This is a genomic window from Brucella sp. NBRC 12953, from assembly GCF_040369775.1.
In the GTDB taxonomy this organism is placed as follows: Bacteria; Pseudomonadota; Alphaproteobacteria; order Rhizobiales; family Rhizobiaceae; genus Brucella; species Brucella pseudogrignonensis.
In genome coordinates, this window is sequence record NZ_BAABSV010000001.1 from 381,670 (window position 1) to 408,599 (window position 26,930).

The following is a 26,930-nucleotide window of genomic DNA, read 5'->3' on the forward strand; positions in this document are numbered from 1 at the left end:
ATGGCATGGGTTTCACGCTGGCACCTGCGGCTTTAGCAGACGAATACCGACTGGAGTTTTTTCCGGTCGTTGGTTCTACCAATGCAGAGGCGCTTGCACAGGCTAATGCCGGGGATGCAGGGCGCCACTGGTTCGTTTCTCCCAAACAGGAGAGCGGACGAGGGCGTCGTGGCCGTACGTGGACCGCGCCCGAAGGCAATCTTGCCGCCACTCTGCTTCTCGTTGAACGTTTTGATCCCAAAACTGCCGCCACACTGGGCTTTGTCGCAGGTCTCGCCTTGGCGGATGCTGTTGATGCCGTTTTGCCGGAAGCTGTAGCTGCCCGCGTCAATGTCGCGCTCAAATGGCCGAATGATGTGCTGGTTGATGGCGCAAAGCTTTCCGGGATTCTGCTTGAATCAACCATGCTCTCGGATGGACGTTTCGGAATAGCGATTGGCATGGGCACGAATGTCGTTGCAGCGCCTGAGGGCTTGCCTTACGCCGCAACCTCGATCAACGGATTGGGCGGCAATACGGATGCTGCTACGCTGTTTCTGGCACTTTCCGATGCATGGTGCCAATATTACCGCATCTGGGATCAGGGACGGGGATTGAACAATATTCGCGAGCTTTGGCTGAAGCGCGCGCATGGTCTCGGCCAGCCTGTTGCTATGCAGCTCAATGGACGGATTGTTGAAGGCGTTTTTGAAACTATCGATTCGGAGTGTCGGCTGGTCATCCGTGAGGACGATGGAAGACGCGTGCCTGTGACCGCTGGCGATGTCTATTTTGGAACGGCAGCATCTGTTAAAGCCGTTTCCCGAAGCAATATATGTGCACAATAGGCCTCAGTTTGCGCCGTTCCGGGCTTGCAAACTATCGGTAGTCGGTTCAACAGAGGCATAATCAGAGCATCTTCGGTAAAGAATTGTTTTCTCTTCCGGAACAGGATGCGCATTATATCAAAAAGTTAGAGTGTTAAGCTGAATCAATTTGCTAAGAAGGCACTCTAAAACGAAGTTAGAACAGGGAGGCATTATGCCCCGCTCACCATCGACGCAATTTGTCTTCCTGCCGCTCGGCGGTGTCGGCGAAATCGGCATGAACCTCGCCATGTATGGCTTTGGTCCTGAAGACAATCGTGAATGGATCGTGGTCGACATGGGCGTAAGCTTTGCCGGACCGGAACATCCGGGCGCGGACCTTATTCTCCCTGATATTCGTTTTCTCGAAGCTGAAAAGCACAATCTGCGCGGCATCGTCATCACGCATGCGCACGAAGACCACTACGGCGCATTGCTCGATCTCTGGCCGCGTCTGAAGACGCCCGTCTATGCAACGCCATTCACGGCTGGCCTGCTTGAAGCCAAGCGCCAGTCTGAATTCGGTGCGCCGGAAATCCCGATGAATATTTTCAAGGCGGGTGAAAGCTTTGAAATCGGCCCGTTCAAGTTGGAAGCGATTGCAGTTACGCACTCGATCCCTGAACCTGTTTCGCTGGCGATTACCACGCCACTTGGCACGGTCGTTCATACCGGCGACTGGAAGATGGATCCGGACCCTTCAATGGGGCCGTTGATTGATGAAGCACGTTTCCGTGCGCTTGGTGATCAGGGTGTTCTGGCGCTCGTCTGCGACTCCACCAATGCGATGCGCGAAGGGGAATCTCCATCTGAGCGTCAAGTCGGCGAAAGCCTGCGCGAACTCATTGAAAACGCGCGTGGACGCGTTGCCATTACGACTTTCTCGTCGAATGTTGGACGTATTCGCTCGATCACCGAAGCCGCACGCGATGCGGGTCGTCAGCTGCTGGTGGTTGGTCGTTCCATGAAACGCACAATCGCTGTGGCGACCGAGCTTGGCTATATGGAAGGCCTGCCTGAGTTCCTCAGCGAAGACGATTATGGCTATATCCCGCGTGAAAACGTCGTAATGATCCTGACGGGCAGTCAGGGCGAGCCGCGTGCCGCACTCGCAAAACTGGCGCGTGATGAAATGCGCAGCATTGCGCTTTCGGCTGGCGATACGGTTATTTTCTCGTCGCGTCCGATTCCGGGCAACGAAAAGGCCATTCTCGACATCAAGAACAAGCTTATCGATCAGGGTATCAAGCTGATCAGCGATGATGATGCGCTTGTGCATGTTTCAGGCCATCCGCGAAGAGCCGAGTTGAAGCGCATGTATTCATGGGTGCGTCCGAAGATTCTTGTGCCTGTTCATGGTGAAGCCGCGCATCTGGTTGCTCAGGGTTCGCTTGGTGCAATGGAAGGTATCGAAGAGATTGCGCAGGTGCGCGACGGCGATATGCTGCGCCTTGCTCCCGGCAAGGCCGAAATCATCGATGAAGCCCCGATTGGTCGTATATACAAGGACGGCAAGCTGATCGGTGACGAAGACGAAATCGGTATGGTTGAGCGTCGTAAGCTTGCCTATGTCGGCCATGTCGCTGTTTCCGTGCTGCTGGATCGCGATTTTAAGATCATGGACGAGCCTGATCTCGTGGCTTTCGGTCTGCCGGAAGAAGATGCACAGGGCGATCTGATGGAAGATATTCTGCTCGATGCCGCAATTGAAGCTATCGACAGCATTCCGCGCGCCCGCCGCAAGGATCTGGAAGTCGTTCGTGAATCTGTTCGCCGCGCTGTTCGCGCTGCGACAAATGAGGCATGGGGCAAAAAGCCGGTAGTGACGGTGTTTATCAACCGGATAAAGTAGGCTTCAGTTTTCGGGAGGAGGACACTGATGCTTGAACGCCTGAACCATGTCGCAATCGCGGTTCCGGATATAAAGACCGCGTCTGCGCTCTATAGCGCGCAGCTGGGTGCGAAAGTTACAGCGCCACAGGCTTTGCCCGAACATGGTGTGACTGTGGTTTTCATCGACGTCGGCAATACCAAGATCGAGTTGCTTGAGCCTTTGGGCGAGGGATCGCCCATCGCAAGCTTCTTGGAAAAGAACCCTTCCGGCGGTATACATCATCTTTGCTATGAAGTTGCAGATATTATCGCCGCTCGTGACCATCTTAAAGCAGAAGGCGCACGCATTCTCGGTAACGGCGAGCCAAAGATCGGTGCACACGGAAAGCCCGTACTATTTTTGCATCCCAAGGATTTCAATGGGACACTGATCGAGCTTGAGGAGGCATGAAATGACCATCGTTTCCGGCGTCGCAATGTATTTTATCTTCTGGTGGATAACGTTGTTTGCCCTTCTACCCGTTGGTTTGCGCACACAGGCCGAAGAAAAAGAGGTCACATTGGGCACCGTTGCCAGTGCTCCTGCAAAGCCACGCATCGGTCTCGCCTTTCTACGTACGACATTTGTCGCGACCGCTATCTTCTGCCTCTATTATTACATGACGCAGGTCCAGGGTTTTGGGCTTGATGATATTCCGCACTTCTTTCCCGATCTGAAGTAAAAGCGGACACTCTATTTTCAGAAATTTGTAAGATGAAAAAACCAATGCCTATTTTATAGGCATTGGGTTCACGCTAGGTATTTTCGCGGCTTTTGCTGGCTACAGGCTATGAATCTAAAACTCATCAATTCTTTATAACTGTTTGAATCGATAGAAAATTAGCGCTTCTAGAAACTCGCTCTACGATGAAAATCAGCTGTCGATAACATGGTGTTCAAGCCAATAAAAAAGAGCACCCGCCGCTGCGTTTTGCAGTCAGAGAAATAATAAAACTATCAATGGGTTAATTCTGCGGGAGTTGGCTTTTCTATTGCGAGTTATGTAAAGCCAAAAAAAAAGCAAGGCTTTCGCCTTGCTAGTCGAATACGCGTTCGACCCGTTTCCATTTTACTGGCGGCAGCGAGTAATCGCGCCTGGATCCATCCTCCCAAGACTTTGACCGCGTGAACCAACGGTTAATTCCGTTGTTAGGCTTATTGATGAAAAAAATAGCGGACTGCACAGCTTTTGTCACCAAAAATCTTTCACAATGTCATATTTCGTTCGTAATTTTTCCCAGAAGGATGTGCAGTTTAATTAATGTATTGAAATTGAATATAAATCTCGCTGTGTATAGTTTCTTGCGATCTACTTTCATGTTTAGGTGATGTTTGTGGATGGCAAAAACCCATATCAGCAAAGCAGCGGCGGGCGGGTTTTCAACAGCGGCATAACCCGTTATGAAACCGGCAAGTTTGCTTAATTTTTGCCTGATTCTACACGCACTCAGTTGATACTCAGGCAATCTCTCTCTTGATCGGTGGTCACGATGCGTCTGTCGCAGTATTTTTTGCCCATTCTGAAGGAAAACCCAAAAGAGGCAGAAATTGTCTCTCATAGGTTGATGCTGCGCGCGGGTATGATCCGTCAACAGTCGGCAGGCATTTATTCATGGCTCCCGCTTGGTCTGAAAGTGCTCAACAAGGTTTGCAACATCATTCGTGAAGAGCAGAACCGTGCTGGCGCGAATGAAATTCTTATGCCGACGATCCAGTCCGCCGACCTTTGGCGTGAAAGCGGTCGTTATGATGCATACGGCAAAGAAATGCTGCGCATTCAGGACCGTCAGGAGCGTGAAATGCTCTTCGGACCGACGAATGAAGAAATGGTCACGGATATTTTCCGTTCCTACGTGCGTTCCTATAAGGATCTGCCGCTGAACCTCTATCACATTCAGTGGAAATTCCGCGACGAAGTGCGTCCGCGTTTCGGTGTGATGCGCTCGCGTGAGTTCCTTATGAAAGACGCCTATTCGTTCGACCTCGATTATGAGGGCGCGAAGATGGCTTACTACCGCATGTTCGTCTCTTATCTGCGCACCTTTGCTCGCGTCGGTCTGCAGGCAATTCCGATGCGTGCCGATACCGGCCCGATCGGTGGTGATCTCAGCCACGAATTCATCATTCTGGCTGAAACCGGCGAAAGCCAGGTTTATTGCGATAAAGCCTATCTCGATCTCGCCGTTCCGGGCGCAGATACGGATTTCCGAAATGACGAACAGCTGACGGATATCGTCACTCGCTGGACGACGCCTTATGCGGCAACTGACGAAATGCATGATGAAGCGGAATGGTCAGCGGTGAAAGCCGACGATCAGGTTTCCGCGCGTGGCATTGAAGTCGGCCATATCTTCCATTTTGGCACCAAGTATTCCGAGCCAATGGGCGCAAAAGTGCAGGGCCCAGATGGCAAGGAACACCTTGTTTCGATGGGCTCTTACGGTATCGGTCCTTCGCGTCTGGTGGCGGCTGCTATTGAAGCATCCCACGACGAAGCAGGCATCATCTGGCCAAAGGCGATTGCGCCTTTCGGTGTTGGCATTGTCAACATGAAGCCGGGCGCTGAAGGCTGCGATGGCGTGAGCGAAAAGCTCTATGAAGCATTCACCAATGCTGGGATCGATCCGCTTCTCGACGACACGGATAACCGTCCGGGTTCCAAGTTTGCGACAATGGATCTGATCGGCTTGCCTTATCAGGTTATCGTCGGTCCGCGTGGCGTTGCGGCTGGCGAAGTCGAGGTCAAGGACCGTAAGACCGGTGAGCGTCAGAATCTCACCGTCGAAGCAGCAATCAACCTTTTGACGGCTTAAACATGAGCAGTGCGGCGGCAGCAAAATCTGATGGTAAGCAGAAGGCGTCTGATAAGGCGCCTTCTTCTGGCCCATTCTCAGCCTTTGAGCGGATGATCGCATGGCGCTATCTGCGAGCGCGCCGCCGCGAAACGTTTATTTCGGTGATTGCCGGTTTCTCGTTCACCGGTATCATGCTCGGCGTCGCTACACTCATCATCGTTATGGCGGTGATGAATGGTTTCCGCGCTGAGCTTCTGAATAGAATTCTGGGCATCAACGGACATCTCATCATGCAGCCGATAGATCGGCCACTTGATGATTATGCCAGCCTGATTACCCGCATTGATGGCATTTCCGGTGTGAAATTTGCTATTCCTGTCGTCGAAGGACAGGCTTTGGTGCAGGGCAATATCGGCGCCGGCACTGGTGCTCTGGTTCGTGGTCTTCGTGAGGAAGATCTTGCCAAGCTCAAGCTCGTTTCTGACAATATCAAGCAAGGCACTTTGCAGGGCTTTGATCAGGGCGGCGGCGTGGCCATTGGCACACGTATGGCTGAAAACCTTGGCCTTTCTATTGGCGATACGCTGCGCGTTATCTCACCCGATGGCGATGTGACGCCATTTGGCGTCAACCCGCGCGTCAAAGCCTACCCGATTGTCGCGATTTTTGAGATCGGTATGTCGGAATATGATGCGTCCATCGTCATGATGCCGCTATCGGAAGCGCAGCTTTTCTTCAATCAGGAAGGCAAAGTGCAGTCGCTGGAAATCTTTGTCGATAATCCTGATAAAGTAGATGCCATGCGAGCACCCGTTGAGGAAGCTGCAGCGCGTCAAATCTCCATGGTCGATTGGCGTCAGCGCAACCAGACGTTCTTCTCTGCCTTGCAGGTTGAGCGTAACGTCATGTTCATGATCCTGACGCTGATCGTGCTTGTGGCCGCACTCAATATCATTTCCGGCCTTATCATGCTGGTGAAGGATAAAGGGCGCGACATCGCTATCCTTCGAACCATGGGGGCAACGCGTGGCGCGGTCATGCGGATATTCCTGATGACGGGCGCTGCGATTGGCGTGACGGGTACGCTTGCAGGCGTGGTTCTCGGTGTCGTCGTATGTCTTAACGTCGAGCGGATTCGACAGTTCTTCTCGTGGCTTTCGGGCACGACCCTGTTTAATCCGGAGCTTTATTTCCTGAGCACGCTGCCCGCGAAGATGGATGTTGGTGAAACATTCTCCGTCATAGCAATGGCTTTGGTCCTTTCTTTTATTGCCACCATTTTGCCGGCATGGCGCGCAGCCAAGCTCGATCCGGTCGAAGCCCTGAGGTATGAATAATGGCGGCTGAAGTCATTCTGCGTCTGGAAAATGTCAGCCGTGCCTATAAGGAAGCTGATCGCGAACTCGTTATTCTGAAGGACGCGAATTTTACGTTGCGTCGCGGAGAGATGGTGGCACTTGTTGCGCCGTCTGGCGCTGGCAAATCGACCCTGCTGCACACGGCGGGTCTGCTTGAGCGTCCGGATGCAGGCGACGTCATTCTTGATGGCCGTTCATGTGGCGGTCTGTCGGAAGACGAGCGAACTGCTGTTCGTCGCAACGATGTCGGCTTTGTTTATCAGTTTCATCACCTTCTGCCGGAGTTCTCGGCTCTGGAAAATGTGATGATGCCACAGATGATCCGCGGCCTTCCACCGAAAGCTGCAACGGTGCGTGCGCAACAGTTGCTCGACTATATGAAAATCGGCAAGCGTGCTTCGCATCGCCCTGCAGAGCTTTCGGGCGGCGAGCAGCAGCGTGTCGCAATTGCGCGTGCGGTGGCTAACGCACCGCTCGTTCTGCTGGCGGATGAACCAACAGGCAACCTTGACCCGACCACGTCGTCCTACGTCTTTGGGGCGCTTGAGGCGCTCGTGCGGCAGTCGGGACTGGCAGCTCTGATCGCGACCCATAACCATGAGCTCGCTCGTCGTATGGATCGTCGCGTCACCCTTAAAGAGGGCAAGGTCGTCGATGTCTGATGTCCAAAGGGACGTTTAAAAGTATTTCCAGCAAAAGTGCGAAGCGCCTCTGCATGGAAATCAGTTCGTCGGACTGATTTCTTTTCCTGCTGCGATGCGTCGGATAATACATAAAGCCAAATAGTTGCAGCGGTTCCAACGTTCATTCTCAACTGGAACCGCTGTAAAAGCAGCTATAGAGCGCATTTCCAATGGTTCAGTTTAAACCGTGGATGCTTTAGCATTCTGCGTCAGCTGTTCTCCGCATAGATCTCATATTGTTGATCATTGAACGCCGGTGGCCATGCTGCCGGCGATTGCATGTTTATTTTTCATAAACCTTAAATACATGACTGCAGCAGAACGGGTGTTGACTTTAGAACAAAAATGGAACAAAAAATAAACATACGTGAACAAAGAGGAGTTATTCCAATGACCGATCTCGTCTACGACGTTTTGTCTTTCGTCTCCGTCAGCCTGTTCGTTGCTACCTTTGCTATCTGGGTAAGCGTAATCTGAAAGCGTAATGCGGGTTCTTCTGTGAACCCCGATGATAGTAGCGACCGTCACGCTGGACATCGTTGCGGTATTCCCCGAAACTGCCTAAATGGGCGATAAGAGTCGCCCGTTAGAGTGTGCAAATCCATATAGTGATTGGCACGCGGATGGCGCTGAAGGCATGATGTCGTTGTCATGGTATTGCAGTGCGTTTAGCTCTGCAAAGATCGGGGAAATAGCATGAATGATACAGCAAGCATTTTAGCGGGCGAGGGCAAGTCGTCACCTCGTTTCGTTCATCTGCGAGTTCATTCTGCTTACTCCTTGTTGGAAGGCGCGCTGCCTGTCGGCAAGATCATCAAACAGGCGATTGCCGATCAAGCACCGGCCATCGCGATAACTGACAGCAACAACCTTTTCGGCGCTCTCGAGTTTGCACAAAAGGCGTCAAAGGATGGTTTGCAGCCAATCATAGGCTGCCAGCTCGATGTTGCTTTTGGCGATCACAACGATAACAGCCGCAGTGCAAACCGACGATTGGTTCTCGATCTTGCACCTCTGGTTTTCCTCGCTTCGACTGAGGAAGGTTATGCGAACGTTGTCAGGCTTGTCAGCCGTGCGTTTCTTGATACGCAATCGGGAGACCCAGTGCATGTCGATGCAAGCTGGTTATCTGATCTGTCAGAAGACGTGATTGTTCTTTCAGGCGGCCCTCTGGGGCCAATCGGACGCGCATTTGCTGCTGATCGTCCCGATCGCGCTGAAAGCCGTTTGGCCTTTTTGAAAGAAGCATTCGGTGATCGGCTTTATGTCGAGTTGCAGCGGCAGGCGGGCTATGATCGCGCGCTTGAGGCAAAGACCGTCGAGTTAGCATATGCGATGGAACTGCCGCTCGTTGCGACCAATGAAGCTTTCTTTTTGAAAGCCGAGGATTTTGAAGCGCACGACGCGCTTCTTGCCATCGCTGAAGGTCAAATTCTATCCAATGATGATCGCCGTCGCTTGACGCCGGATCATCATTTGAAAAGCCGTTCGGAAATGGCTGCCCTGTTTGCAGACCTGCCCGAAGCGCTCGAAAACACGATTGAAATCGCCGAGCGGTGCAGCTGGTTCACGCAGACACGTCAGCCGATCCTACCGCGTTTCACCGGCGAATCTGATGATCCTGAAGCAGCCATTCAGGCGGAAGCTGACGAGTTGGCACGTCAGGCGCGTGAAGGCCTGCAGATGCGGTTGGAAACAGCAGGTCTTGCTGAAGGCTATACAGAGGAACAATATGCCGAGCGTCTCGACTACGAGATCGGCATTATTACCCGCATGAAGTTCCCGGGTTACTTCCTGATCGTTGCGGACTTTATCAAATGGGCCAAACAACAGGGTATTCCTGTAGGACCGGGGCGTGGTTCTGGTGCGGGTTCGCTCGTCGCTTATGCTTTGACGATTACGGACGTTGACCCGCTGCGCTTCTCGCTTCTGTTCGAACGCTTCCTCAATCCAGATCGCGTATCGATGCCCGACTTCGATATCGACTTCTGTCAGGATCGCCGCGAAGAAGTTATTCGCTACGTTCAGGAGAAATACGGGCGCGATCAGGTCGCGCAGATCATCACCTTCGGTACTTTGCAGGCGCGTGCTGTGCTACGCGACGTGGGCCGTGTTCTCGAAATGCCATACGGTCAGGTTGATCGTCTCTGTAAGCTTGTACCGCAGAACCCGGCCAATCCGGTGTCTCTGGCACAAGCCATCGAGACTGAGCCAAAGATCAATGAAGAGCGTGAGAAGGAGCCCGTTGTTGGCCGTCTTCTCGATATGGCGCTGAAGCTTGAAGGACTGTATCGCCACGCCTCGACCCACGCCGCCGGTATCGTCATCGGCGATCGTCCGCTTTCTGAACTCGTGCCGATGTATCGCGATCCACGTTCCGATATGCCGGTCACTCAGTTCAATATGAAATGGGTCGAGCAAGCCGGGTTGGTCAAGTTCGACTTTCTGGGTCTGAAAACACTGACGGTTCTCGAAACAGCCGTGAAGCTCGTTGCACGCAAGGGCATCGATATAGACCTGTCACGCCTGCCGCTCGATGATGAACTCACCTATGAAATGCTGTCGCGCGGCGAAACGGTCGGCGTGTTCCAGGTGGAAAGTGCCGGTATGCGTAAGGCGCTGCTTGGTATGCGTCCCGACCGGATTGAGGATATTATTGCGCTTGTTGCGCTTTATCGCCCTGGTCCGATGGAAAACATCCCGACCTATAATGCGCGCAAGAACGGTGAGGAGGAAATCGCCTCCATTCACCCAAAAATCGACGATCTGATCAAGGAAACGCAAGGCGTTATCGTTTATCAGGAACAGGTGATGCAGATCGCACAGGTGCTTTCCGGCTATTCGCTCGGTGAAGCTGATCTTCTGCGCCGCGCGATGGGTAAAAAAATCCGCGAAGAAATGGACAAGCAGCGTGTCCGTTTTGTTGATGGTGCGATCGAAGGTGGTGTTGATAAGGCTCAGGCGAATATGATTTTCGACCTGTTGGCTAAGTTCGCTGACTACGGCTTCAACAAGTCGCACGCTGCCGCCTATGCGATTGTCTCCTACCAAACCGCCTATATGAAGGCGCATTATCCAGTTGAGTTTCTAGCGGCATCGATGACCTATGATATGTCGAACGCAGACAAGCTCAATGATTTCCGTCGTGATGCAAATCGTTTGGCAATCGATGTTGTGACACCTTCCGTCATGACATCGTTCCGACCTTTCGAGGTGGGCGAGAAGAAGATTTTCTATTCTCTGGCAGCAATCAAGGGCGTGGGCGAAGCTGCCGTTGATCATATCGTCAGTGTGCGGTCCGAAAAGCCGTTTGAAAGCCTTGAGGATTTCTGTGAGCGGATCGATCCGAAAATCGTCAATCGCCGTGTGACGGAAAGCCTGATCAATGCAGGCGCACTTGATTGCTTTGGTCGCGACCGTGCTGCGATGAGCGCAGGAATGGACCGCATTATGGGCTTCGCGCAGCGCACGCAGGAAAATGCGGCCAGCGGCCAGTCCGATATTTTTGGGCTTTCAGGTGCTCCGAAAGAAACACTTATTCTTCCGCAGGCAGCGCCATGGCTCCCTTCGGAAAAGTTGCATCGCGAGTTTCAGGCAGTTGGCTTTTATTTGTCCGCCCATCCGCTCGATGAATATCGTCAGGTCCTTGACCGGATGCGTGTGCAGAGCTGGGCCGATTTCTCGGCGGCGGTGAAGCGTGGTGCAAATGCAGGTCGTCTTGCCGGAACAGTAACCACCAGACAGGAGCGTAAGACGCGCACAGGCAACAAAATGGGCATTGTGCAGCTGTCGGATGCCACCGGCCAGTTTGAAGCCGTACTTTTCTCGGAAGGTCTCGCGCAGTACCGCGACCTGCTTGAAAGCGGTAAATCGGTGGTGATCACAGTTGCCGCGGAAAACCGTCCAGAAGGGATTGGCCTCAGAATTCAGACGGTGCAGTCGCTCGAGGACGAAGCCTGCCGGATGCAGAAGGCACTCCGGCTCTATCTTCGTTCAGCGGAAGCGGTGAAGCATATTGTTCCGCATTTCAACACGCGTGGCGACGGTCAGGTGAGCCTGATTGTCATTAAGGAAGAAGGTCAGCGCGAAGTCGAGATTGAGCTTCCCCACCGCTATCGCGTCAGTCCGCAAATTGCGAGCGCGATGAAGGCAATTCCAGGTGTCGTTGAAGTTGAACTGGTCTAATAAAAAAAGCCGGCTGGGAATATACAGCCGGCTTTTGTTTTAAGCGGGTGTTCGCATGCTCAAGGCCTTGCGGACTTCCGGCGCAACCTTGGTCCCGAACAGCTCAATTGATTTCATTGTATTTTTGTGCGGCAGATTGCCGAGGGCTGTCTGCAGCAAGAACCGGTCATGCTTGAAATAGCTATGCTGGCTCAAGATTTTGTCGACGATCTGTTGCGGGCTTCCGACGAGCAATGATCCTCGTGGTTGGCACATCGCATCAAATTGCTCACGGGTGGTCGGCGGCCAGCCACGCTCACGCCCGAGTTTGCTCATGACATAGGCGTATGAACTGTAGAATTCGTCGCCAGCTTGTTGAGAGTTTTCAGCAATATAGCCGTGAGAGTTGATTCCAACTTTGAGCTTTTTTGGTGCGTGTCCGGCTTTAAGACCTGCTTCTCGATAGAAATCGGTCAATTGCGCGAAACGCTCCGGATACCCTCCGATAATCGCGATGGCGAGAGGCAGGCCAAGAAGTGCTGCTCGTCCCACTGAAGCGGGCGTACCGCCCACTGCGAGCCAGATTGGTAAGGAATCCGGTAGCGCGCGCGGATAGACACCACGTCCGTCAATTGCTGCGCGCATGGTGCCAGTCCAACTAACCCGCTCATTCTCGCGAATATTAAGCAACAGGTCGAGTTTTTCGGCAAAAAGCGTGTCGTAATCGTCGAGATTATAACCAAAAAGAGGGAAGGACTCGATGAACGAGCCACGACCTGCCATGATTTCAGCACGCCCGTTGGAGATGAGATCAAGCGTTGAAAATTGCTGATAGACCCGCACCGGATCGTCAGACGAAAGAACCGTCACCGCACTGGTCAGCTTAATGTTCTTCGTGCGTGATGCTGCCGCTGCCAGCACGACAGGGGGTGCAGAAATCGCGTAGTCCGGGCGATGATGCTCGCCCAAGCCGAATACATCGAGGCCGACCTGATCGGCGAGTTCAATCTCTTCTATGAGATTGCTGAGCCGTTGTTGCGGTGAAAGGGGGCGATTGGTTTCGGGATCAGGCCCGATATCGCCGAAAGTATAAATACCGAGTTCCATGGCGTTCCATCGATCTGTTGGCTGTTGCGCTTTAATTAAGGCGCTTCATGCCGCTTGTTAAGAACGCACTGAAAGGTGATCGGGTTACCTTGAGGAAACCGGGCGGTTGCCCGCCCGGCAATCGATTGCCTTAGTATGCAGCGGTGAAACGCTTGCCGATGTGCTTGCCCTGTTCTGCTTCATCAACAATCGCAACAGCCAAATCTTCGACGGAGATTTTGCTTTCGCCATTGTCATCAAACACAGGCTCGTCAGCACCAAGACGATATTTTCCGGTGCGTTCGCCCGGCTGAAGAATGATCGCAGGCGAAACGAACGTCCAATCGAGGTCTTTTTCATCACGCAATTCGTGCAATGCCTGACTTGCGCCAAGTGCGCCTTCTTTCCACTCGGCCGGAAATTCAGGTGAATCCACCAGCTGATGGCCATTGATAGCAAGGCTGCCTGCACCGCCGACTGCGATGAGACGCTTAACGCCAGCCTTTTTGGCAGCTTCGTTGATGGAGCGGCTGCCCTTGATATGGTTTTCGCGAATGTTGGCATCGGTCCAGCCGGGGTTGAAGGCCGAAATAACGATGTCGTGGCCTGCAAGTTGTTTGGCGAGCGCGTCAGTGTCGAATACGTCTGTCTTCACTGCTGTAACATTATCGAGTTTCTCAACCTTGTCCGTGTTGCGAACGAGGGCCGTTACGGTATGGCCGCGAGATACGGCTTCCTTGAGGACAGCTGCGCCTACAAAGCCGGTAGCGCCGATCAGTGCAATTTTAGCCATGACATTTTCCTTTTCAGTTAAACCTAGAGAAGTGATATTTAATAATCAGGTTCTTTATGGTAACTAGGTAGTCGAGATGAGAAGCCTTGTGAAGAACGCACTTTTTCATGTTTAAGGTACATGGAAGTAACCGCGTTGCCGGCAAGAGCAGAAATCGCCGATAAAAACTTTAGGTTTTGGCTCGCGCATGACTCCCCCAAACGCAAACCGTCTTTGCGGAAGAGGTGCCTGGAAGCGAAGATTTAAAGCGTGCCGCCTGAACTCGATTAAGCGCGATGCGCTTTAAGGAGTAAGAATGAAAAATACGACCGAGCCAAATGCGAGCTCGCCCTTATTGTCTTCAACACCCGCTTTTCAGGCTGATCCCGAAGGTGAGGGCTCATGCCCTATTCGCGAGGTGCTGGATCGCGTCGGTGATACCTGGAGCATTCTCGTGGTTTTCAATCTGCAAACGGGTTCATTACGTTTCAACGCTTTACGTCGCGCGATTGAGGGCATTTCCCAGCGAATGCTGACCGTTACCCTGCGATCTCTCGAACGCGATGGATTGGTCGCGCGTCATGTACGTCCAACATCTCCACCGGAAGTGACTTATTCACTTACCGAGCTTGGTCATTCGCTGGCCGTGCCGATTGATGTGTTGGGCCAGTGGGCGGTTAAAAATCGCGAGGAAATGCGTAGCGCCCGTTCACGCTTTGATGCAGCTACGGAAGATTAAGGAACCTGATATCGGCGCGCTCGTTGTTCTCTTGAAAAAGGGAGTAGGGATCATGCCAGCAAAATCACAGGCGCAGCAAAAAGCTGCCGGTGCAGCACTCGCTGCCAAGCGCGGTGAAATCAAAAAGAGTGAGCTGATCGGTGCATCGAAAGAAATGTATGAGTCGATGACCGAGAAGGAACTGGAAGAATTTGCGGAAACCAAACGCAAGGGCTTGCCGGAGCATGTTTCAGACAAGAAGAGCAGCTGACTTTTAATCAGCTGCTCTCCAAGATTACAAAACTATAGCCTATTTTGCCCCTTTTCCGGTCGCAAGCTCAATAGCTTTCAGCTTGCCGCCGGTAATTCCACAGCGCAAAGTGATTGTATCCCACTGCGCACCGCTTCTATTGCGCGCTTCTCCCGGAACAGAAATCACCGCAGAAACCTTGCTTGCGTCTTTCGCGCTGAATTTCGATGATTTGTCATTCGTAGTGGCTGCTGCAATGTCCGCTTTGGTGAAGCCAAGGCGGTCGTATTTTTTGCTTTTCTTCACATAGTCATAGGCGCTTGCAATGCAGTCGGCCACCTGCGGCGATGCCTGCTGATCTTTTGCGAGCGTTTGGTAGTTTCCGGTAAAATCTTTCGAGCGCTTAGGTACCGCATCTGCATGGGCTGCGCCCGCAATTCCAAGTGTAAAAATTGCAGAAAGTATAAGTTGGGTCGATTTCATGGATCGCTTCCTTTGAACAGCTACCGCGCAAAGTGCGGTAAGCAAATCGATAATGACGATGCTATTAGAAACGCAGATTGGATTTTTTTGTGTTTTCCCCGTCACCTAGAGCGCATCCCGAAAAGTGCGAAGCGGTTTTCGGAAAAAGATGCGCGTAGAAACAAATGGATAGAGCATTTCCAATAATTCAATCAAAACAGGAAATGCTCTAGCAGAATATCTTACTGGCAGATTCGAGCAAGGCAGGATTTGCCGTGACAGCCCTGATCCAGATGCATGTTTGTGCGATGCGCAGCATCGCCGTCGGGCCCGATCACAGTCATGAAAAGCTTGCAGCTCGCACCATGCACCGCGCGCCAGAAAGTTTTCTCTTTTTCAGACCCATTCCAACCGCTTTCGAGCTCCGTCTTCGAGCCATCTGAAAACTTAAATGACATGATATCAAGCGCATTGGCGAAAGCGTGTTCTGACACTCGCCCCGTCGAAGCACCATTGACCTTGCGGCACTGGTAATCCGAACCGGTGCCGATTTCAGTGATCTTGATGCTGTCGCCGTACACTTTCTTCGCGGCGTCACTGACATCTTTCGACCACTCAGCAAGCGTCACAGCCATGGCGCAATTTGTCGTGACTGCGGTGGCGAATTTCAGCGGCTCGGTTTTTCCTATAGCTGTGAGCGATAGAGGCGAACGAGCGCTGCATTGCGGGCCATCTTCAATCGGTGGCAACAGCTTGCCCTCTACGTCTCCGGCCATCAGTGCAGGACATGACACTTGATAGACACGTTCGGACTTTGCAGGGGGTGCTGGTGCGGGGGGCGGTTCAGCGCTTTCTACCGGTTGCTCTGGTTTTTTATCGGGAAGTGGAGCCTTTTCAGTAGGAGGTGTTTGAGTAGGCTCCGATTGTTCAGGCTGCTTTGCTGTTTCCTCTTCGCGGCGAGGTGATGGCGTCGGTAACGGAATAACCACGGGTGCGGGGGTAGCTGAAGGGCTAGGCGCAGCAGGCAATGCTTTTGATTGCTTTTGTTTGGCTATACGCTTTTTCTTCGGTCGCTTGTGGGAAGATGTGTGTCTGGCGTTACCGTTTAACACCCTTTCGATAAGGTTCTGCGCGTTAGCGCTCGAAAGACTGCCCCAGTTCTCTTGCGGAAACACCACAATCGCGAAAGTAGCGAAGGCGATAATCATCAGCCTTTGAAGGAAAGCGAAGGAAACGGCCATATTCACCTCTTTTGATATCGGGCGCTAACGAGTAATGTTGAAAGGTGATATGTCGTTCCTTCACGCTTGATGGCAGAACGTTGCAATTGGCTTCGATCAGACCCAGTTCGACGTGCTTCTTCTATAAATGATGCCTTGTGCCATTTAAGATCCGCTTTGAACTGGCCAAATGGCTTAAAATCAGGGCTTCAGCCTTGACAAGATGACACTCCAATGACTAAAAGCCGCCATCGCTGGAGCCTAAACGCTCCGGCGTTTCATTTGACGTGTCCCGTGGATGAAGATCGCAGCTGCGCGCTTCATTCTGTCAGTCCTTGAAACCCAAGGGCAGAGGAGGGCGCGTTTCCTGTCTGCGCCGTAAGGTGCACTAACTTTTTAAAGGAAATGCGATGAGCAAGCGCGAATCCGCTAAGTACAAAATTGATCGCCGCCTTGGCGAAAACATTTGGGGCCGTCCGAAGTCCCCTGTAAACCGTCGTGAATATGGCCCAGGCCAGCACGGTCAGCGCCGTAAGGGCAAGCTGTCCGACTTCGGTGTACAGCTCCGCGCAAAGCAGAAGCTCAAGGGCTTCTACGGCGATATCTCGGAAAAGCAGTTCCGCAAGACCTATGACGAAGCAGCTCGCCGCAAGGGCGATACCGGTGAAAACCTCATCGGCCTGCTCGAATCGCGTCTGGACGCTGTTGTGTACCGCGCAAAGTTCGTTCCAACGATCTTCGCTGCACGCCAGTTCATCAACCACGGTCACGTCAACGTAAACGGCCGCCGCGTCAACATTCAGTCCTACCGCCTGAAGGCTGGTGACGTTGTTGAAGTTCGCGAAAAGTCGAAGCAGCTCGTTGTTGTTCTCGAAGCTGTTGCGCTCGCAGAACGCGATGTTCCTGACTACGTTGAAGTCGATCACAACAAGATGGTTGCGACCTTCGCACGCGTTCCAGTTCTCGGCGACGTTCCATACGCCGTTCAGATGGAACCAAACCTCGTCGTCGAATTCTATTCGCGTTAATTTTGAGCCTCTGGCTCATTTAGCTGAAATAAATGGCCGCCCTCGGTTTTCCCGAGGGTGGCTTTTCTGTATGTAAACATAATCTCTCTTATTCGCAGGAAGCATCATGAACGCTTTTGATCCTAACATCGGGTCAGATATCGCAGACGAAAACGGAGGCGATGGCTGCCACCCACTTTTCCGCGATGTGCCAGCCTCGGTTGAGTTCAACAAGCTGCGTAAACGTCTCCTGCGTCATACGCGCCAGGCTATCGAAGACTTTGCCATGGTAAAGCCTGGTGAGCGTTGGATGGTTTGCCTTTCCGGAGGTAAGGATTCCTACGGTCTGTTGGCGCTTCTGCTCGATCTCAAATGGCGCGGTGTGCTGCCGGTGGAATTGCTGGCGGTCAATCTCGATCAGGGTCAGCCAAATTTTCCGAAGCACATTCTGCCGGATTTCCTGAACAGCTACGGTATTAAGCATCGCATCGAGTATCAGGACACCTATTCCATTGTTACTGAAAAGCTGCCTGAAAACAGCACCTATTGCTCCCTTTGCTCGCGTTTGCGCCGCGGCAATCTCTATCGCATAGCGCGAGAAGAAGGCTGCTCGGCCGTTGTTCTTGGCCATCATCGCGAAGACATTCTCGAAACCTTCTTCATGAATCTTTTCCATGGTGGCCGTCTTGCCGCCATGCCGCCGAAGCTTCTCAATGACGAAGGTGATCTCATGGTTTTCCGTCCACTCGCCTATGCGGCGGAAGAGGATATGGAAAAGTTTGCGACTGCGATGCAGTTTCCGATCATTCCTTGCGATCTCTGCGGTAGCCAGGAAGGCCTGCAGCGCAATGCAATGAAGGCGATGCTGACCGATATCGAAAAGCGTATGCCGGGCCGTAAGGACACGATGATCCGCGCCATGACCAATGTGCGCCCGAGCCATCTTCTCGACCGCAAACTGTTCGATTTCGCAGGCCTGATGGCAAATTCCGACGTGGAGAATGATAGTGCAGTTTGATGAAAAGCAGATTGATTGGCTGGCCGATCTTCTGGCAGACGCAGCCAACGAAGAAATCATGCCTCGCTTTCGCCAGCTGGGGCAGGGTGATATTCGACAAAAGACTTCTGCTGCCGATCTCGTCACAGAAGCCGATGTGAATGCCGAGCGCTATATCACGGCGCGCCTCAGTGAACGCTTTCCCAACGCGCTGATCGTGGGGGAAGAGGCTTGTTCTGATGATGAGGCTTTGCTTGATGGGCTCGGTGATGCGGATCTTGCATTCACGATCGATCCAGTCGATGGCACCTTCAATTTTGCTTCAGGTGTTCCCCTGTTCGGCGTAATGCTGGCGGTTGTATCCAAAGGCGAGACAGTTGCCGGCATTATCTATGATCCGGTCGGCAAGGACTGGATTCTTGCTTCAAAGGGTAGTGGCGCGCATATTCGCCATGCCAATGGTTCAACGAGCCGCGTGAGTGTGGCTGAGCCTGTTGATATTTCGCAGATGACCGGTGCGGTTTCCTGGCAATATACTGTCGATCCGATCCGTTCGCGCCTTGCACGCAACCAGACGAAGTTTCTCTCCAAGATCGGCTATCGCTGTGCGGCACATGAATATCGTATTATCGCGACGGGCGGCGCGCATTTCGCAGTCTATAACAAGCTGATGCCTTGGGATCATTTGCCCGGTGCGCTTATCCATCAGGAAGCGGGTGGGTATCTCGCACGCTGGGATGAAAGCGACTATCTGCCGTCGCACACCGGCGGTGGGCTGCTGATTGCACCTGACAAGGAAAGCTGGAAAGCCATTCAGGCAGCTCTTTGGGAAGAATAAGAAAAGCCCGCCATTTGGCGGGCTTTTCAGTTTCTAATCAGATTGGCTTGTTGTGCGGCTTGAACATCTTGCCGCGCTCAGCAATCAAAACGCAGATGAATGCGATGAAGCCCAGCACACAATAGCCTGCGGCGACCGGTGTTGTCGTTCCATCGAATGCCTGACCGATGACTGCGCCGAGTGCTGCGCCGATGACTGTCTGTGCAAAGCCCAAAACGGAAGATGCCGTACCGGCGACTTCGCCCAGAGGCTCCATAGCCAGCGCATTGAAGTTAGCCGTTACAAGGCTGAACGAGAACATGATGGTCATATAGATCGTCATCAGCATCCAGAATGGCACGGGACCACTAAACGTCACAGAAAGCACGACCCAAAGCAGGCTGAAGCCGACAAATACCAGCAGCATTGTTTGTGAAATGCGGCGCATACCGTAGCGACCAACAAGGCGGGAGTTGAGGAACGATGCGAGAGCAAGCGTCATGGCGACGGCAGCAAAGGCCAGCGGAAACAGCGATCCAAGCTTGTAGATATCAACAAAGATCTGCTGCGCCGAGTTGATGTAGCCGAACAGCGCTCCAAGAATGAACGAGGTACCGAGCATGTAGAAGAGCGCTACGCGGTTGGACAGAACGATGCCAAAACCACCGATTACACTCTTGACTGTCAACGGACGACGATGGCTGACGGGCAGCGTTTCGGGCAGGCGCAAATATGCCCATACACCGATTATAACAGCCATAAGCGCCATAGACAGAAAGATCAGATGCCATTCACCGAACAGCATAATCAGCTGACCGGTTGCTGGAGCGACCACTGGCAGGATCATGAAGACCATCATGACGAGCGACATGACTTCAGCCATCTGACGCCCGGCGAACTTATCGCGAACAACTGAAACGGCAATTACACGCGTTGCTGCAGCACCCAGTCCCTGCAATACGCGCAGAACAATAAGTGTTGTGAAATCCGTTGCAACGGCTGCACCAAGTGCTGCGAGTATATAGATCAGCAAACCGCCAAAGAGAGGCAATCTTCTGCCGAAACGGTCGCTCAGCGGACCATAGAACAGCTGCGATACGCCAAAGCCGAGCAGATAGGCCGTAATGACAAACTGTGCGTGATTTTCTGAGAGCACGCCAAGGCTGGCACCAATTTGCGGCAGACCAGGCAGCATAATATCCACTGCCAACGCATTGATTGCCATGATCGCTGCAATGAGAGCGATGAACTCGCCGCGCCCGCGCATGGAAGTCTTCTGGTCCGGAGAACCATTTTGAATGTCGATTGGCATTTGGGTAGTCCTCGATAAACGGCACACCGGTCAGGGGAGTGCCGGTGTAGTAGTCAGAATTTAGAAAACAGCGGCCCGGCAGCAGATGCTGCCTATGATGGCTATGCATCGGGCAATAGAAAAGGCGCCATGAAACGGCGCCTTTTAGAAAAGGTGAGCTTTAAAAGCCGTATGAGGGGTAATTAATCCTCAAGCGGCCTTGGTTGCAATACCCTTATCGGTAAAAAGTGCCTGTAGTTCGCTGGACTGGAACATTTCGCGGATGATGTCGCAACCGCCAACAAATTCGCCCTTTACATAGAGCTGAGGAATGGTTGGCCAGTTGGAGTAATCCTTGATGCCCTGACGGATTTCGTCGGAAGCAAGAACGTTCACGCCCTTATAATCGACGCCGATATAGTCGAGAATCTGAACGACCTGACCGGAGAAACCGCACTGTGGGAAACCTGGTGTGCCCTTCATGAACAGCACGACGTCGTTGGTCTTCACTTCATTGTCGATGAAATCGTTGATTCCGGTCATTTTAGTTCCTTTCAGGATGCCGGTTCAAATCCCGGCCCGCGTAGGGAGAGGTTCTACCCCAATATAGTAAGCTGAGCTTTGGTAATCACCCTCTAAAGGTGAAAGCAAGTCAAATTAGCGCGAAATCCGGCTGTTTTGGGGGCAACATCTTGCCGCAGGAAGAAAATCACCGCCCGGATTGTCGTTTCCAAGTGCCATTGCGTGTATTTCAACACTTGGCTAAAGGCTGGAAAGCTCAACCGAGGGCGGTGTTGGATTAGTTTATTCTGGTACGCTGGTCTGGAGGGCAAGGGCGTGAAGCACGCCGCCCATGTTGCCCTTGAGGGCGTCATAGACCATCTGGTGCTGCTGCACGCGTGACTTGCCACGGAAACTTTCCGCAACAACTTCCGCCGCATAATGATCTCCGTCTCCGGCAAGGTCGCGGATCGTAACCTTTGCGCCGGGAATACCTTCGCGTATCAGTTTTTCGATCTCATGAGCGTCCATAGCCATACAAAATCTCCTGCCTTTTAGGGCTTCTTCTTGTTCGTTTCGAATCGTAACGCATCATCGTGATACGTCAATATTCAACTGTCTAACGTTTAAATTGCCGACAAGCAAACGCCCGGCGCGGTGTTCCCGGCCGGGCGTCAATTGGTAACAGTTCTAACCAATAACGATTAGTTGTCGACTGCAGCTTCTCCACTCATGAAGCCCGGGAACCAGCCTTCAAAAGCATTGTTAAGCTCTGCAATTGCGACATCAACCGTTGCACCGAACTTCAGGCGGTCGCCGCCGACCGTGCCGAGTACACGGAACGGAACGCCAGCACCTTCTGCATTGAGCGCAATGAGTTTCGCCATTTCAGGTGTTGCTGCAACAACATAACGCGACTGATCTTCGCCAAACAGCGCGGCATGTGGCAGGCCGTCGCCCGCATCAAGAACCGCACCCTTGTCGGACTTGATTGCCATTTCAGCAACAGCAACGGCAAGACCACCATCGGAGAGGTCGTGACAGGCTGTCACCTGGCCATTGCGGATCGCCGAACGGACGAACTCGCCGTTACGCTTTTCAAGCGCAAGATCAACCGTTGGAGCAGGGCCATCAGCACGATCAAAAAGATCGCGCAGATAGACTGACTGACCCAAATGGGTGCCGTCGCCGCCCAGCAGAACCAGCGTGTCGCCATCCTGCATTCCGCCGATCTTGGCCATCTGCGACCAGTCAGGAATGAGGCCGACGCCGGCAATGGTCGGAGTTGGCAGGATCGCCTGACCGTTGGTTTCGTTGTAGAGCGATACGTTGCCCGAAACGATTGGGAAATCGAGCGCACGGCAAGCTTCGCCGATACCTTCAATTGCCTTGACCAGCTGGCCCATGATTTCCGGCTTTTCAGGATTGCCGAAGTTGAGATTGTCGGTTGATGCAAGCGGCTCAGCACCGGTTGCGGTAATGTTGCGCCAGCATTCGGCAACAGCCTGCTTGCCGCCTTCAAACGGATCAGCCTCGCAATAGCGTGGTGTTACGTCTGACGAGAAAGCGAGTGCCTTGGTGGCATGACCTTCAACGCGGATCACACCAGCATCGCCACCCGGGAGCTGCAGCGAGTTGCCCTGAATGAGTGTGTCATACTGTTCGTAAACCCAGCGGCGCGATGAACCATCCGGCGAGCCGATAAGCTTGAGCAGCGCATCCGAATAGTCTTCAACCTGCGGCACATTGCTGGCAGGCAGCGGTGCGTGCTTACCCGGTTCCATCCATGGACGATCATACTCAGGAGCTTCGTCACCGAGTTCCTTGATCGGCAGGTTTGCAACTTCTTCACCCTGATGGATGACGCGGAAGCGCAGATCATCAGTGGTCTTGCCGACAATTGCGAAATCGAGGCCCCACTTACGAAAGATTGCCTGTGCTTCGTCTTCCATTTCTGGCTTGAGAACCATGAGCATACGCTCCTGGCTTTCCGACAGCATCATTTCGTAAGCTGTCATGTTTACTTCGCGAACCGGAACATGGTCGAGAATGAGCTCGATACCGAGATCGCCCTTCGCACCCATTTCAACGGCAGAACAGGTGAGACCTGCAGCACCCATATCCTGAATGGCGATAACCGCACCCGAAGCCATCAGCTCAAGGCAGGCTTCCAGAAGGCACTTTTCGGTGAATGGATCGCCAACCTGAACGGTTGGACGCTTTTCTTCGATCGATTCGTCAAATTCAGCCGATGCCATCGTTGCACCGCCAACGCCATCGCGGCCCGTCTTGGCACCGAGATAGACAACCGGGAGGCCAACGCCCTTGGCTTCCGACAGGAAGATGCCGTCATGCTTGGCAAGGCCAGCTGCGAATGCATTGACGAGGATATTGCCGTTATAGCGCTTGTCGAAGTTCACTTCGCCACCAACGGTCGGAACGCCGAAAGCATTGCCATAACCGCCAACGCCGGAAACAACACCGGAAACAAGGTGGCGGGTCTTTGGATGGTCGGGCTCACCGAAACGCAGGGCATTCATGGCTGCAATTGGACGAGCACCCATCGTGAAAACGTCGCGTAGAATACCGCCAACGCCTGTCGCCGCGCCCTGATAAGGCTCGATATACGACGGGTGGTTATGGCTTTCCATCTTGAAGACGACGCAGTCGCCATCGCCAATGTCAACAACGCCAGCGTTTTCACCCGGACCCTGGATAACGCGTGGGCCGGTTGTCGGAAGAGTACGCAGCCACTTCTTCGACGACTTGTAGGAACAATGTTCATTCCACATGGCCGAGAAAATGCCGAGCTCCGTGAAGCTTGGTTCGCGTCCGATCAGGTCGAGAATACGCTGATATTCGTCCGGCTTGAGGCCGTGAGCAGAGATAAGTTCCGGCGTGATGTCGCGCTTATTGGAAATAGTCATCGAGATGAGGGACCCCGTCGCAGGCTGCGGTACCCGGAAACTTCTGCCGAAGGGCGGACACCTAAGGTTTCAAGGGGCCTCTTTAACCTAACTCTGTTGGAAGCGCGACAGGAAAATGCCGATTTCCCGGCTCAAATGCTGCCTTCATAGCCTACTTGTTCATTTTCCAGCAATTGCCGCAAAGTTGCGAAGCCATTTTCGATCAGATTACGATCCGTCGGTGAGGAAAAAGCAATACGAACCCGGTGGTAAGTTCGATCAATGCGCCCGGCTTTGAACTCGTCTTCATCGTCGATCAGTAGTCCGTTTTCATAGGCGGCTGCTTTGAATGTACTGGCAAGCCATGGTTCCGGCAGTTTCAGCCAGAGGATCGGAACATGCGGTGAAGAAACAAAGTCGTAACCGGCGAAGACCTTGCGGGCCAATTGCTCGCGCCATTCGATTTCAGCCGAGCACTTGTCCAGCAGGGCATTCGCCTGACCTGAAAGCACCATCTGTGCGGTAGTTTCAGCGAGCAGAAACGAAACGCCGCCCGTCATCAGCTTGTGGGTCACGCGTAAACGTTGTGCGCAATGCGGCGGGCAGGCCACCCAGCCGCAGCGCAAGCCAGCCGTTACGGCCTTTGAAAGACTGCCGAGAAGAAATGTGCGTTCCGGTGCAATATCGGCAATCTTCGGGATATTTGACCGGGTCATAACCCCGTATGTGTCATCTTCAATAAGCCAGACATTGTGTCGAGCCGCGATATTGGCAATCGCCACTCGGCGCTCATAGGGCATGGTCGCAAGCGTTGGATTGTGGATGCTTGGCATGAGAAACGCCATTGTCGGGTGCTGCTGGTTGCAGACCCGCTCGAATTCTTCCGGGATCATGCCATATTCATCGCTTGCAGCAATCGCGACGCGGCGTCCGGCAATTTTCACGGACCGGCTCACTTGTGTGTAAGTGAGATCTTCAAAAACAATCCTGTCGCCGGGCGAGGTGAAAGCCGTAATCGCCGCAATTGCACCAGCATGTGCGCCGTTGGTGATAACAATATTGCTCGCATCGGCAGGAGCGTTTTCCTGATTGAGCCATTGACGTCCGGCTTCAAGCCAGTGTTGCGGGAAATGTCGCGTGTAGTTGACAACCTCATGCGGGAAATTGCGAATAACAGACGCAATCAGCGGCTCAAGTATCGTATTTTGTCCGACGTCAGGAGCTGCCGTCGTATCGAAGCGCCCCTTGTCGAGTGGTGCGTCCTGAATACGTGTGCCAGCAATGCCATCGCTCGAATAGGCAGGCGGCGCATTCTTGCCGTCGGTCCTGCCAAGCACATAAGTTCCGCGACCAACTTCGCCGGTTACAAGTCCACGCTCATGCGCGAGAGCATAAGCGCGCCCGATTGTACCGATTGTCACCTTCAGATCATAAGCCAGATTGCGTTGCGGCGGTAGCTTCTGTCCCGCAGGCAAAGTTCCAAGGGCGATCGCTTCTTCAATTGCGTCAGCAAGTTGAAGATAGAGTGGGCCGGATTTTCCGGTGAGGTCGGGAAGCCAATTTGTCATGGTCACAATATAAGCATTGTACCGATATTTGAGTCAATTGTATTTACGTTTCACGCATCAGATTGATGCATAATATCGGCTAAGCCCAGTTTAAAAGGCTCTTTGCTATGACATATACGTCAGTTAAGTACGATGAGATAGATACAATTGATACAATCCAGACAAGGGAAAGCGATTTTTGTTACGCTTCTCGTTCTGTCTGGCAGCGTTTCATTGAATGGTGCTCTCTGCGTCTCATGCTGCGCCGCAGCCGCATTGAATTGATTGATCTGACGGACGAGCAGCTTCGCGATATAGGTATTACGCGGAACGAGGCAGATGTGGAATCGCGCAAGGTCCGTTTCCACATCCGTTAAATTTGAACGTCAGCAGCCTTTTTGGCCCGATGCCCAACGATTAATGTCAGCACTGATGCGACTGCTATGACCCTGTTGCATCATCGGGCCAAAAGCTTCAATGCGTGCTGGATTGCCTTCTGCTTGCACAACCAGGAGCGGGCGTCCCGCCAGATTTCGAGCAGGAACCACCAACATACGTGGACGCCCTGAAAAAGAATTAAGTTCCGGCGCAAATGCATAGCCGCGAAAATCCTTATCATTGGATTTGAACCAACAGCTATTCGCTCCCACAGCGATCCGCTCCATGGTTGCCAAGGCTGCTTTGCTAACACTTGTGGGTGTGGGAGGCGTCGGTTTCGGCGTGCAGGCTGCAAAGAGTGCCAGAGCAGGCAGTGCAACGAGCGCAATGGTCTTGTTCTTCAAGGAAGGCTCCATAAGAACGTTTTCGGCAAGACCAACAAAAGAGTGGCTTGCCGATAAACGCGTAGAAACAATGTGTTAAAGCGCATTCTCAAAAATGCGCTTTCTATTGGACGGGATAATTCAGGCAAGCTGCGGCATGAAAGCCTTTAACCCGTCACTCATCTCATTCCATATGAGTTCGAACGCAGGGTCCTGCTTTGCTTTCACCGCATATGTGTCGAATTTTGGGTAAGCAGCCAGTAAATCGTCTTTCCCCGAAAGCTTCTTGAGCGGCTCCATGAGGAAGCGTACTGGCAGCAGCCATGCATCAGCAAGTGTCGGAGCATCGTTGAGTGCAAAATCGTGATCGGTGAGACGTGATTCAACCACGCTCAAGCCTTTGTGGAGCTTGGTAAACAGCCGCTCGATAGTGGCCTCGTCCCTTTCAGGCTTGCTCTGAAGAATGAAGAGTTTCATCGCAGGGCCGAGAACTTCCAGCTCCGTCACACGCGCCAGAAGGCGGATCAGAGCGCGCTCGCGCGGGCTGCCGGGCAGAACGGGAGTATCCGGAAAATGGTCTTCCAGATATTCCGCAATGACGGCTGCTTCAAACAATGTCTCGCCAGAGCCGGTAATCAGCACCGGGACACGCTTTAAAGGTGTCACATGAATGAAGTCTTCGGGAAATGGATAGGGGAGGTTAATAGGTTTGAACGGCAGTTCCTTGAGATAAAGAACACCGCGCACAAAAGCGGAATAGGGGGAGAGTGGGCGTGAATATAACTGCATCGATATCGTTCCCCGATTCGGTTTACTCAGGAAGTATCTATCGATCAAGCTGCCACGATTTTGTGCGTGGCGCTAGAGCGCATTCCGA

General features: G+C 52.9%; 26 protein-coding genes. 14 read left to right on the forward strand and 12 right to left on the reverse strand.

What is annotated here, in order from left to right; all coding sequences use genetic code 11:
* Positions 1–5 precede the first annotated feature (5 nt).
* The 7 genes from ABWV94_RS01920 (at position 6) to ABWV94_RS01950 (ending at position 7,533) form a co-directional block, all read left to right on the forward strand.
* A complete protein-coding gene (locus ABWV94_RS01920) occupies positions 6–827 on the forward strand; it encodes a biotin--[acetyl-CoA-carboxylase] ligase (RefSeq protein ID WP_353412640.1) in 822 nt (273 codons plus the stop codon).
* 193 nt (positions 828–1,020) lie between these two features.
* On the forward strand, positions 1,021–2,697 hold the full coding sequence (locus tag ABWV94_RS01925) for a ribonuclease J (RefSeq protein ID WP_113498584.1): 1,677 nt from the start codon (positions 1,021–1,023) through the stop codon (positions 2,695–2,697).
* 27 nt (positions 2,698–2,724) lie between these two features.
* Positions 2,725–3,129 (forward strand): methylmalonyl-CoA epimerase, encoded by a 405-nt coding sequence (gene mce, locus ABWV94_RS01930; protein WP_353412535.1) that lies wholly within the window; start codon positions 2,725–2,727, stop codon positions 3,127–3,129.
* A 1-nt stretch (position 3,130) separates the two neighbouring features.
* A complete protein-coding gene (locus tag ABWV94_RS01935) occupies positions 3,131–3,400 on the forward strand; it encodes a DUF1467 family protein (protein ID WP_007874566.1) in 270 nt (89 codons plus the stop codon).
* Positions 3,401–4,208: 808 nt separating this feature from the next.
* A complete protein-coding gene (gene proS, locus ABWV94_RS01940; RefSeq protein WP_113498586.1) occupies positions 4,209–5,531 on the forward strand; it encodes a proline--tRNA ligase in 1,323 nt (440 codons plus the stop codon).
* Positions 5,532–5,533: 2 nt separating this feature from the next.
* On the forward strand, positions 5,534–6,850 hold the full coding sequence (locus ABWV94_RS01945) for a lipoprotein-releasing ABC transporter permease subunit (RefSeq protein WP_113498588.1): 1,317 nt from the start codon (positions 5,534–5,536) through the stop codon (positions 6,848–6,850).
* Entirely contained in the window at positions 6,850–7,533 is a 684-nt protein-coding gene (locus tag ABWV94_RS01950; RefSeq protein WP_007874573.1) for an ABC transporter ATP-binding protein, read from the forward strand. The genes ABWV94_RS01945 and ABWV94_RS01950 overlap by 1 nt, the downstream gene beginning before the upstream one ends.
* 264 nt (positions 7,534–7,797) lie before the next feature.
* Here the strand turns inward: ABWV94_RS01950 and ABWV94_RS01955 are convergent, their stop codons facing one another.
* Positions 7,798–8,091 carry a hypothetical protein gene (locus ABWV94_RS01955; protein ID WP_094543767.1) on the reverse strand — a complete coding sequence of 98 codons (294 nt, stop codon included), beginning with the start codon at positions 8,089–8,091 and terminating at the stop codon, positions 7,798–7,800.
* A 159-nt stretch (positions 8,092–8,250) separates the two neighbouring features.
* Here ABWV94_RS01955 and dnaE point away from each other — a divergent pair, with 159 nt between their 5' ends.
* Complete coding sequence (gene dnaE / locus ABWV94_RS01960; protein ID WP_113498590.1) at positions 8,251–11,739, forward strand: DNA polymerase III subunit alpha; 3,489 nt, start codon at positions 8,251–8,253, stop codon at positions 11,737–11,739.
* Between the two features lie 39 nt (positions 11,740–11,778).
* On the opposite strand, the gene ABWV94_RS01965 is transcribed toward dnaE, so the two are convergent.
* Both ABWV94_RS01965 and ABWV94_RS01970 read right to left on the reverse strand, forming a co-directional pair.
* The gene (locus ABWV94_RS01965; protein ID WP_113498592.1) at positions 11,779–12,825 is read right to left on the reverse strand and encodes an LLM class flavin-dependent oxidoreductase; all 1,047 of its coding nucleotides are present in this window, start codon (positions 12,823–12,825) and stop codon (positions 11,779–11,781) included.
* A 130-nt stretch (positions 12,826–12,955) separates the two neighbouring features.
* Positions 12,956–13,597 (reverse strand): NAD(P)-dependent oxidoreductase, encoded by a 642-nt coding sequence (locus ABWV94_RS01970; protein WP_113498594.1) that lies wholly within the window; start codon positions 13,595–13,597, stop codon positions 12,956–12,958.
* A 295-nt stretch (positions 13,598–13,892) separates the two neighbouring features.
* On the opposite strand from ABWV94_RS01970, the gene ABWV94_RS01975 reads away from it, so the two are divergent.
* Both ABWV94_RS01975 and ABWV94_RS01980 read left to right on the forward strand, forming a co-directional pair.
* Positions 13,893–14,315 carry a winged helix-turn-helix transcriptional regulator gene (locus ABWV94_RS01975; RefSeq protein ID WP_007874578.1) on the forward strand — a complete coding sequence of 141 codons (423 nt, stop codon included), beginning with the start codon at positions 13,893–13,895 and terminating at the stop codon, positions 14,313–14,315.
* Between the two features lie 52 nt (positions 14,316–14,367).
* The gene (locus ABWV94_RS01980; protein WP_007874579.1) at positions 14,368–14,565 is read left to right on the forward strand and encodes a DUF3008 family protein; all 198 of its coding nucleotides are present in this window, start codon (positions 14,368–14,370) and stop codon (positions 14,563–14,565) included.
* A gap of 39 nt (positions 14,566–14,604) precedes the next feature.
* On the opposite strand, the gene bspC is transcribed toward ABWV94_RS01980, so the two are convergent.
* Both bspC and ABWV94_RS01990 read right to left on the reverse strand, forming a co-directional pair.
* Positions 14,605–15,027, reverse strand: a complete 423-nt coding sequence (bspC, locus tag ABWV94_RS01985; protein WP_113485129.1) for a type IV secretion system effector BspC — start codon at positions 15,025–15,027, stop codon at positions 14,605–14,607.
* Positions 15,028–15,248: 221 nt separating this feature from the next.
* Positions 15,249–16,247, reverse strand: a complete 999-nt coding sequence (locus ABWV94_RS01990; protein WP_113498596.1) for an extensin-like domain-containing protein — start codon at positions 16,245–16,247, stop codon at positions 15,249–15,251.
* 389 nt (positions 16,248–16,636) lie between these two features.
* On the opposite strand from ABWV94_RS01990, the gene rpsD reads away from it, so the two are divergent.
* From rpsD to ABWV94_RS02005, 3 genes are all read left to right on the forward strand, one after another.
* Positions 16,637–17,254 carry a 30S ribosomal protein S4 gene (rpsD, locus tag ABWV94_RS01995; protein ID WP_007874584.1) on the forward strand — a complete coding sequence of 206 codons (618 nt, stop codon included), beginning with the start codon at positions 16,637–16,639 and terminating at the stop codon, positions 17,252–17,254.
* A gap of 106 nt (positions 17,255–17,360) precedes the next feature.
* Entirely contained in the window at positions 17,361–18,251 is an 891-nt protein-coding gene (gene ttcA, locus ABWV94_RS02000) for a tRNA 2-thiocytidine(32) synthetase TtcA (RefSeq protein ID WP_007874586.1), read from the forward strand.
* Entirely contained in the window at positions 18,235–19,068 is an 834-nt protein-coding gene (locus ABWV94_RS02005; protein ID WP_502905148.1) for an inositol monophosphatase family protein, read from the forward strand. The genes ttcA and ABWV94_RS02005 overlap by 17 nt, the downstream gene beginning before the upstream one ends.
* A 37-nt stretch (positions 19,069–19,105) precedes the next feature.
* On the opposite strand, the gene ABWV94_RS02010 is transcribed toward ABWV94_RS02005, so the two are convergent.
* From ABWV94_RS02010 to ABWV94_RS02030, 5 genes are all read right to left on the reverse strand, one after another.
* Complete coding sequence (locus ABWV94_RS02010) at positions 19,106–20,359, reverse strand: multidrug effflux MFS transporter (protein WP_007874590.1); 1,254 nt, start codon at positions 20,357–20,359, stop codon at positions 19,106–19,108.
* 189 nt (positions 20,360–20,548) lie between these two features.
* Positions 20,549–20,881: a Grx4 family monothiol glutaredoxin gene (gene grxD / locus ABWV94_RS02015; protein WP_007874592.1), complete on the reverse strand. Its 333-nt coding sequence runs from the start codon at positions 20,879–20,881 to the stop codon at positions 20,549–20,551.
* A 261-nt stretch (positions 20,882–21,142) separates the two neighbouring features.
* The gene (locus tag ABWV94_RS02020) at positions 21,143–21,376 is read right to left on the reverse strand and encodes a BolA/IbaG family iron-sulfur metabolism protein (protein ID WP_007874594.1); all 234 of its coding nucleotides are present in this window, start codon (positions 21,374–21,376) and stop codon (positions 21,143–21,145) included.
* Positions 21,377–21,543: 167 nt separating this feature from the next.
* Positions 21,544–23,766, reverse strand: coding sequence for a phosphoribosylformylglycinamidine synthase subunit PurL (gene purL, locus ABWV94_RS02025; protein WP_113498601.1), 2,223 nt, complete (start codon positions 23,764–23,766; stop codon positions 21,544–21,546).
* Between the two features lie 131 nt (positions 23,767–23,897).
* Positions 23,898–25,313: an aminotransferase-like domain-containing protein gene (locus tag ABWV94_RS02030; protein WP_113498603.1), complete on the reverse strand. Its 1,416-nt coding sequence runs from the start codon at positions 25,311–25,313 to the stop codon at positions 23,898–23,900.
* 236 nt (positions 25,314–25,549) lie between these two features.
* Here ABWV94_RS02030 and ABWV94_RS23350 point away from each other — a divergent pair, with 236 nt between their 5' ends.
* Positions 25,550–25,669, forward strand: a complete 120-nt coding sequence (locus ABWV94_RS23350) for a YjiS-like domain-containing protein (RefSeq protein WP_231194110.1) — start codon at positions 25,550–25,552, stop codon at positions 25,667–25,669.
* Positions 25,670–25,678: 9 nt separating this feature from the next.
* On the opposite strand, the gene ABWV94_RS02040 is transcribed toward ABWV94_RS23350, so the two are convergent.
* Together ABWV94_RS02040 and ABWV94_RS02045 are read right to left on the reverse strand one after the other, a co-directional pair.
* Positions 25,679–26,074 (reverse strand): hypothetical protein, encoded by a 396-nt coding sequence (locus ABWV94_RS02040; RefSeq protein WP_007874615.1) that lies wholly within the window; start codon positions 26,072–26,074, stop codon positions 25,679–25,681.
* Positions 26,075–26,194: 120 nt separating this feature from the next.
* Complete coding sequence (locus ABWV94_RS02045; RefSeq protein ID WP_007874617.1) at positions 26,195–26,842, reverse strand: glutathione S-transferase family protein; 648 nt, start codon at positions 26,840–26,842, stop codon at positions 26,195–26,197.
* Positions 26,843–26,930: the final 88 nt, after the last annotated feature.

Coding starts and splice junctions, on each gene's coding strand:
- ABWV94_RS01925 (WP_113498584.1), top strand. CDS start 1,021: ATGCCCCGCTCACCATCGACGCAATTTGTCTTCCTGCCGCTCGGCGGT.
- ABWV94_RS01935 (WP_007874566.1), top strand. CDS start 3,131: ATGACCATCGTTTCCGGCGTCGCAATGTATTTTATCTTCTGGTGGATA.
- ABWV94_RS02030 (WP_113498603.1), bottom strand. CDS start 25,313: ATGACAAATTGGCTTCCCGACCTCACCGGAAAATCCGGCCCACTCTAT.
- ABWV94_RS01965 (WP_113498592.1), bottom strand. CDS start 12,825: ATGGAACTCGGTATTTATACTTTCGGCGATATCGGGCCTGATCCCGAA.
- dnaE (WP_113498590.1), top strand. CDS start 8,251: ATGAATGATACAGCAAGCATTTTAGCGGGCGAGGGCAAGTCGTCACCT.
- ABWV94_RS01990 (WP_113498596.1), bottom strand. CDS start 16,247: ATGGCCGTTTCCTTCGCTTTCCTTCAAAGGCTGATGATTATCGCCTTC.
- ABWV94_RS23350 (WP_231194110.1), top strand. CDS start 25,550: ATGCTGCGCCGCAGCCGCATTGAATTGATTGATCTGACGGACGAGCAG.
- proS (WP_113498586.1), top strand. CDS start 4,209: ATGCGTCTGTCGCAGTATTTTTTGCCCATTCTGAAGGAAAACCCAAAA.
- ABWV94_RS01970 (WP_113498594.1), bottom strand. CDS start 13,597: ATGGCTAAAATTGCACTGATCGGCGCTACCGGCTTTGTAGGCGCAGCT.
- ABWV94_RS01955 (WP_094543767.1), bottom strand. CDS start 8,091: ATGTCCAGCGTGACGGTCGCTACTATCATCGGGGTTCACAGAAGAACC.
- ABWV94_RS02045 (WP_007874617.1), bottom strand. CDS start 26,842: ATGCAGTTATATTCACGCCCACTCTCCCCCTATTCCGCTTTTGTGCGC.
- ABWV94_RS01945 (WP_113498588.1), top strand. CDS start 5,534: ATGAGCAGTGCGGCGGCAGCAAAATCTGATGGTAAGCAGAAGGCGTCT.
- ABWV94_RS02005 (WP_502905148.1), top strand. CDS start 18,235: ATGATAGTGCAGTTTGATGAAAAGCAGATTGATTGGCTGGCCGATCTT.
- ttcA (WP_007874586.1), top strand. CDS start 17,361: ATGAACGCTTTTGATCCTAACATCGGGTCAGATATCGCAGACGAAAAC.
- grxD (WP_007874592.1), bottom strand. CDS start 20,881: ATGACCGGAATCAACGATTTCATCGACAATGAAGTGAAGACCAACGAC.
- purL (WP_113498601.1), bottom strand. CDS start 23,766: ATGACTATTTCCAATAAGCGCGACATCACGCCGGAACTTATCTCTGCT.
- ABWV94_RS01980 (WP_007874579.1), top strand. CDS start 14,368: ATGCCAGCAAAATCACAGGCGCAGCAAAAAGCTGCCGGTGCAGCACTC.
- ABWV94_RS02010 (WP_007874590.1), bottom strand. CDS start 20,359: ATGCCAATCGACATTCAAAATGGTTCTCCGGACCAGAAGACTTCCATG.
- rpsD (WP_007874584.1), top strand. CDS start 16,637: ATGAGCAAGCGCGAATCCGCTAAGTACAAAATTGATCGCCGCCTTGGC.
- ABWV94_RS01950 (WP_007874573.1), top strand. CDS start 6,850: ATGGCGGCTGAAGTCATTCTGCGTCTGGAAAATGTCAGCCGTGCCTAT.
- ABWV94_RS01975 (WP_007874578.1), top strand. CDS start 13,893: ATGAAAAATACGACCGAGCCAAATGCGAGCTCGCCCTTATTGTCTTCA.
- ABWV94_RS01920 (WP_353412640.1), top strand. CDS start 6: ATGGGTTTCACGCTGGCACCTGCGGCTTTAGCAGACGAATACCGACTG.
- ABWV94_RS02020 (WP_007874594.1), bottom strand. CDS start 21,376: ATGGCTATGGACGCTCATGAGATCGAAAAACTGATACGCGAAGGTATT.
- mce (WP_353412535.1), top strand. CDS start 2,725: ATGCTTGAACGCCTGAACCATGTCGCAATCGCGGTTCCGGATATAAAG.
- bspC (WP_113485129.1), bottom strand. CDS start 15,027: ATGAAATCGACCCAACTTATACTTTCTGCAATTTTTACACTTGGAATT.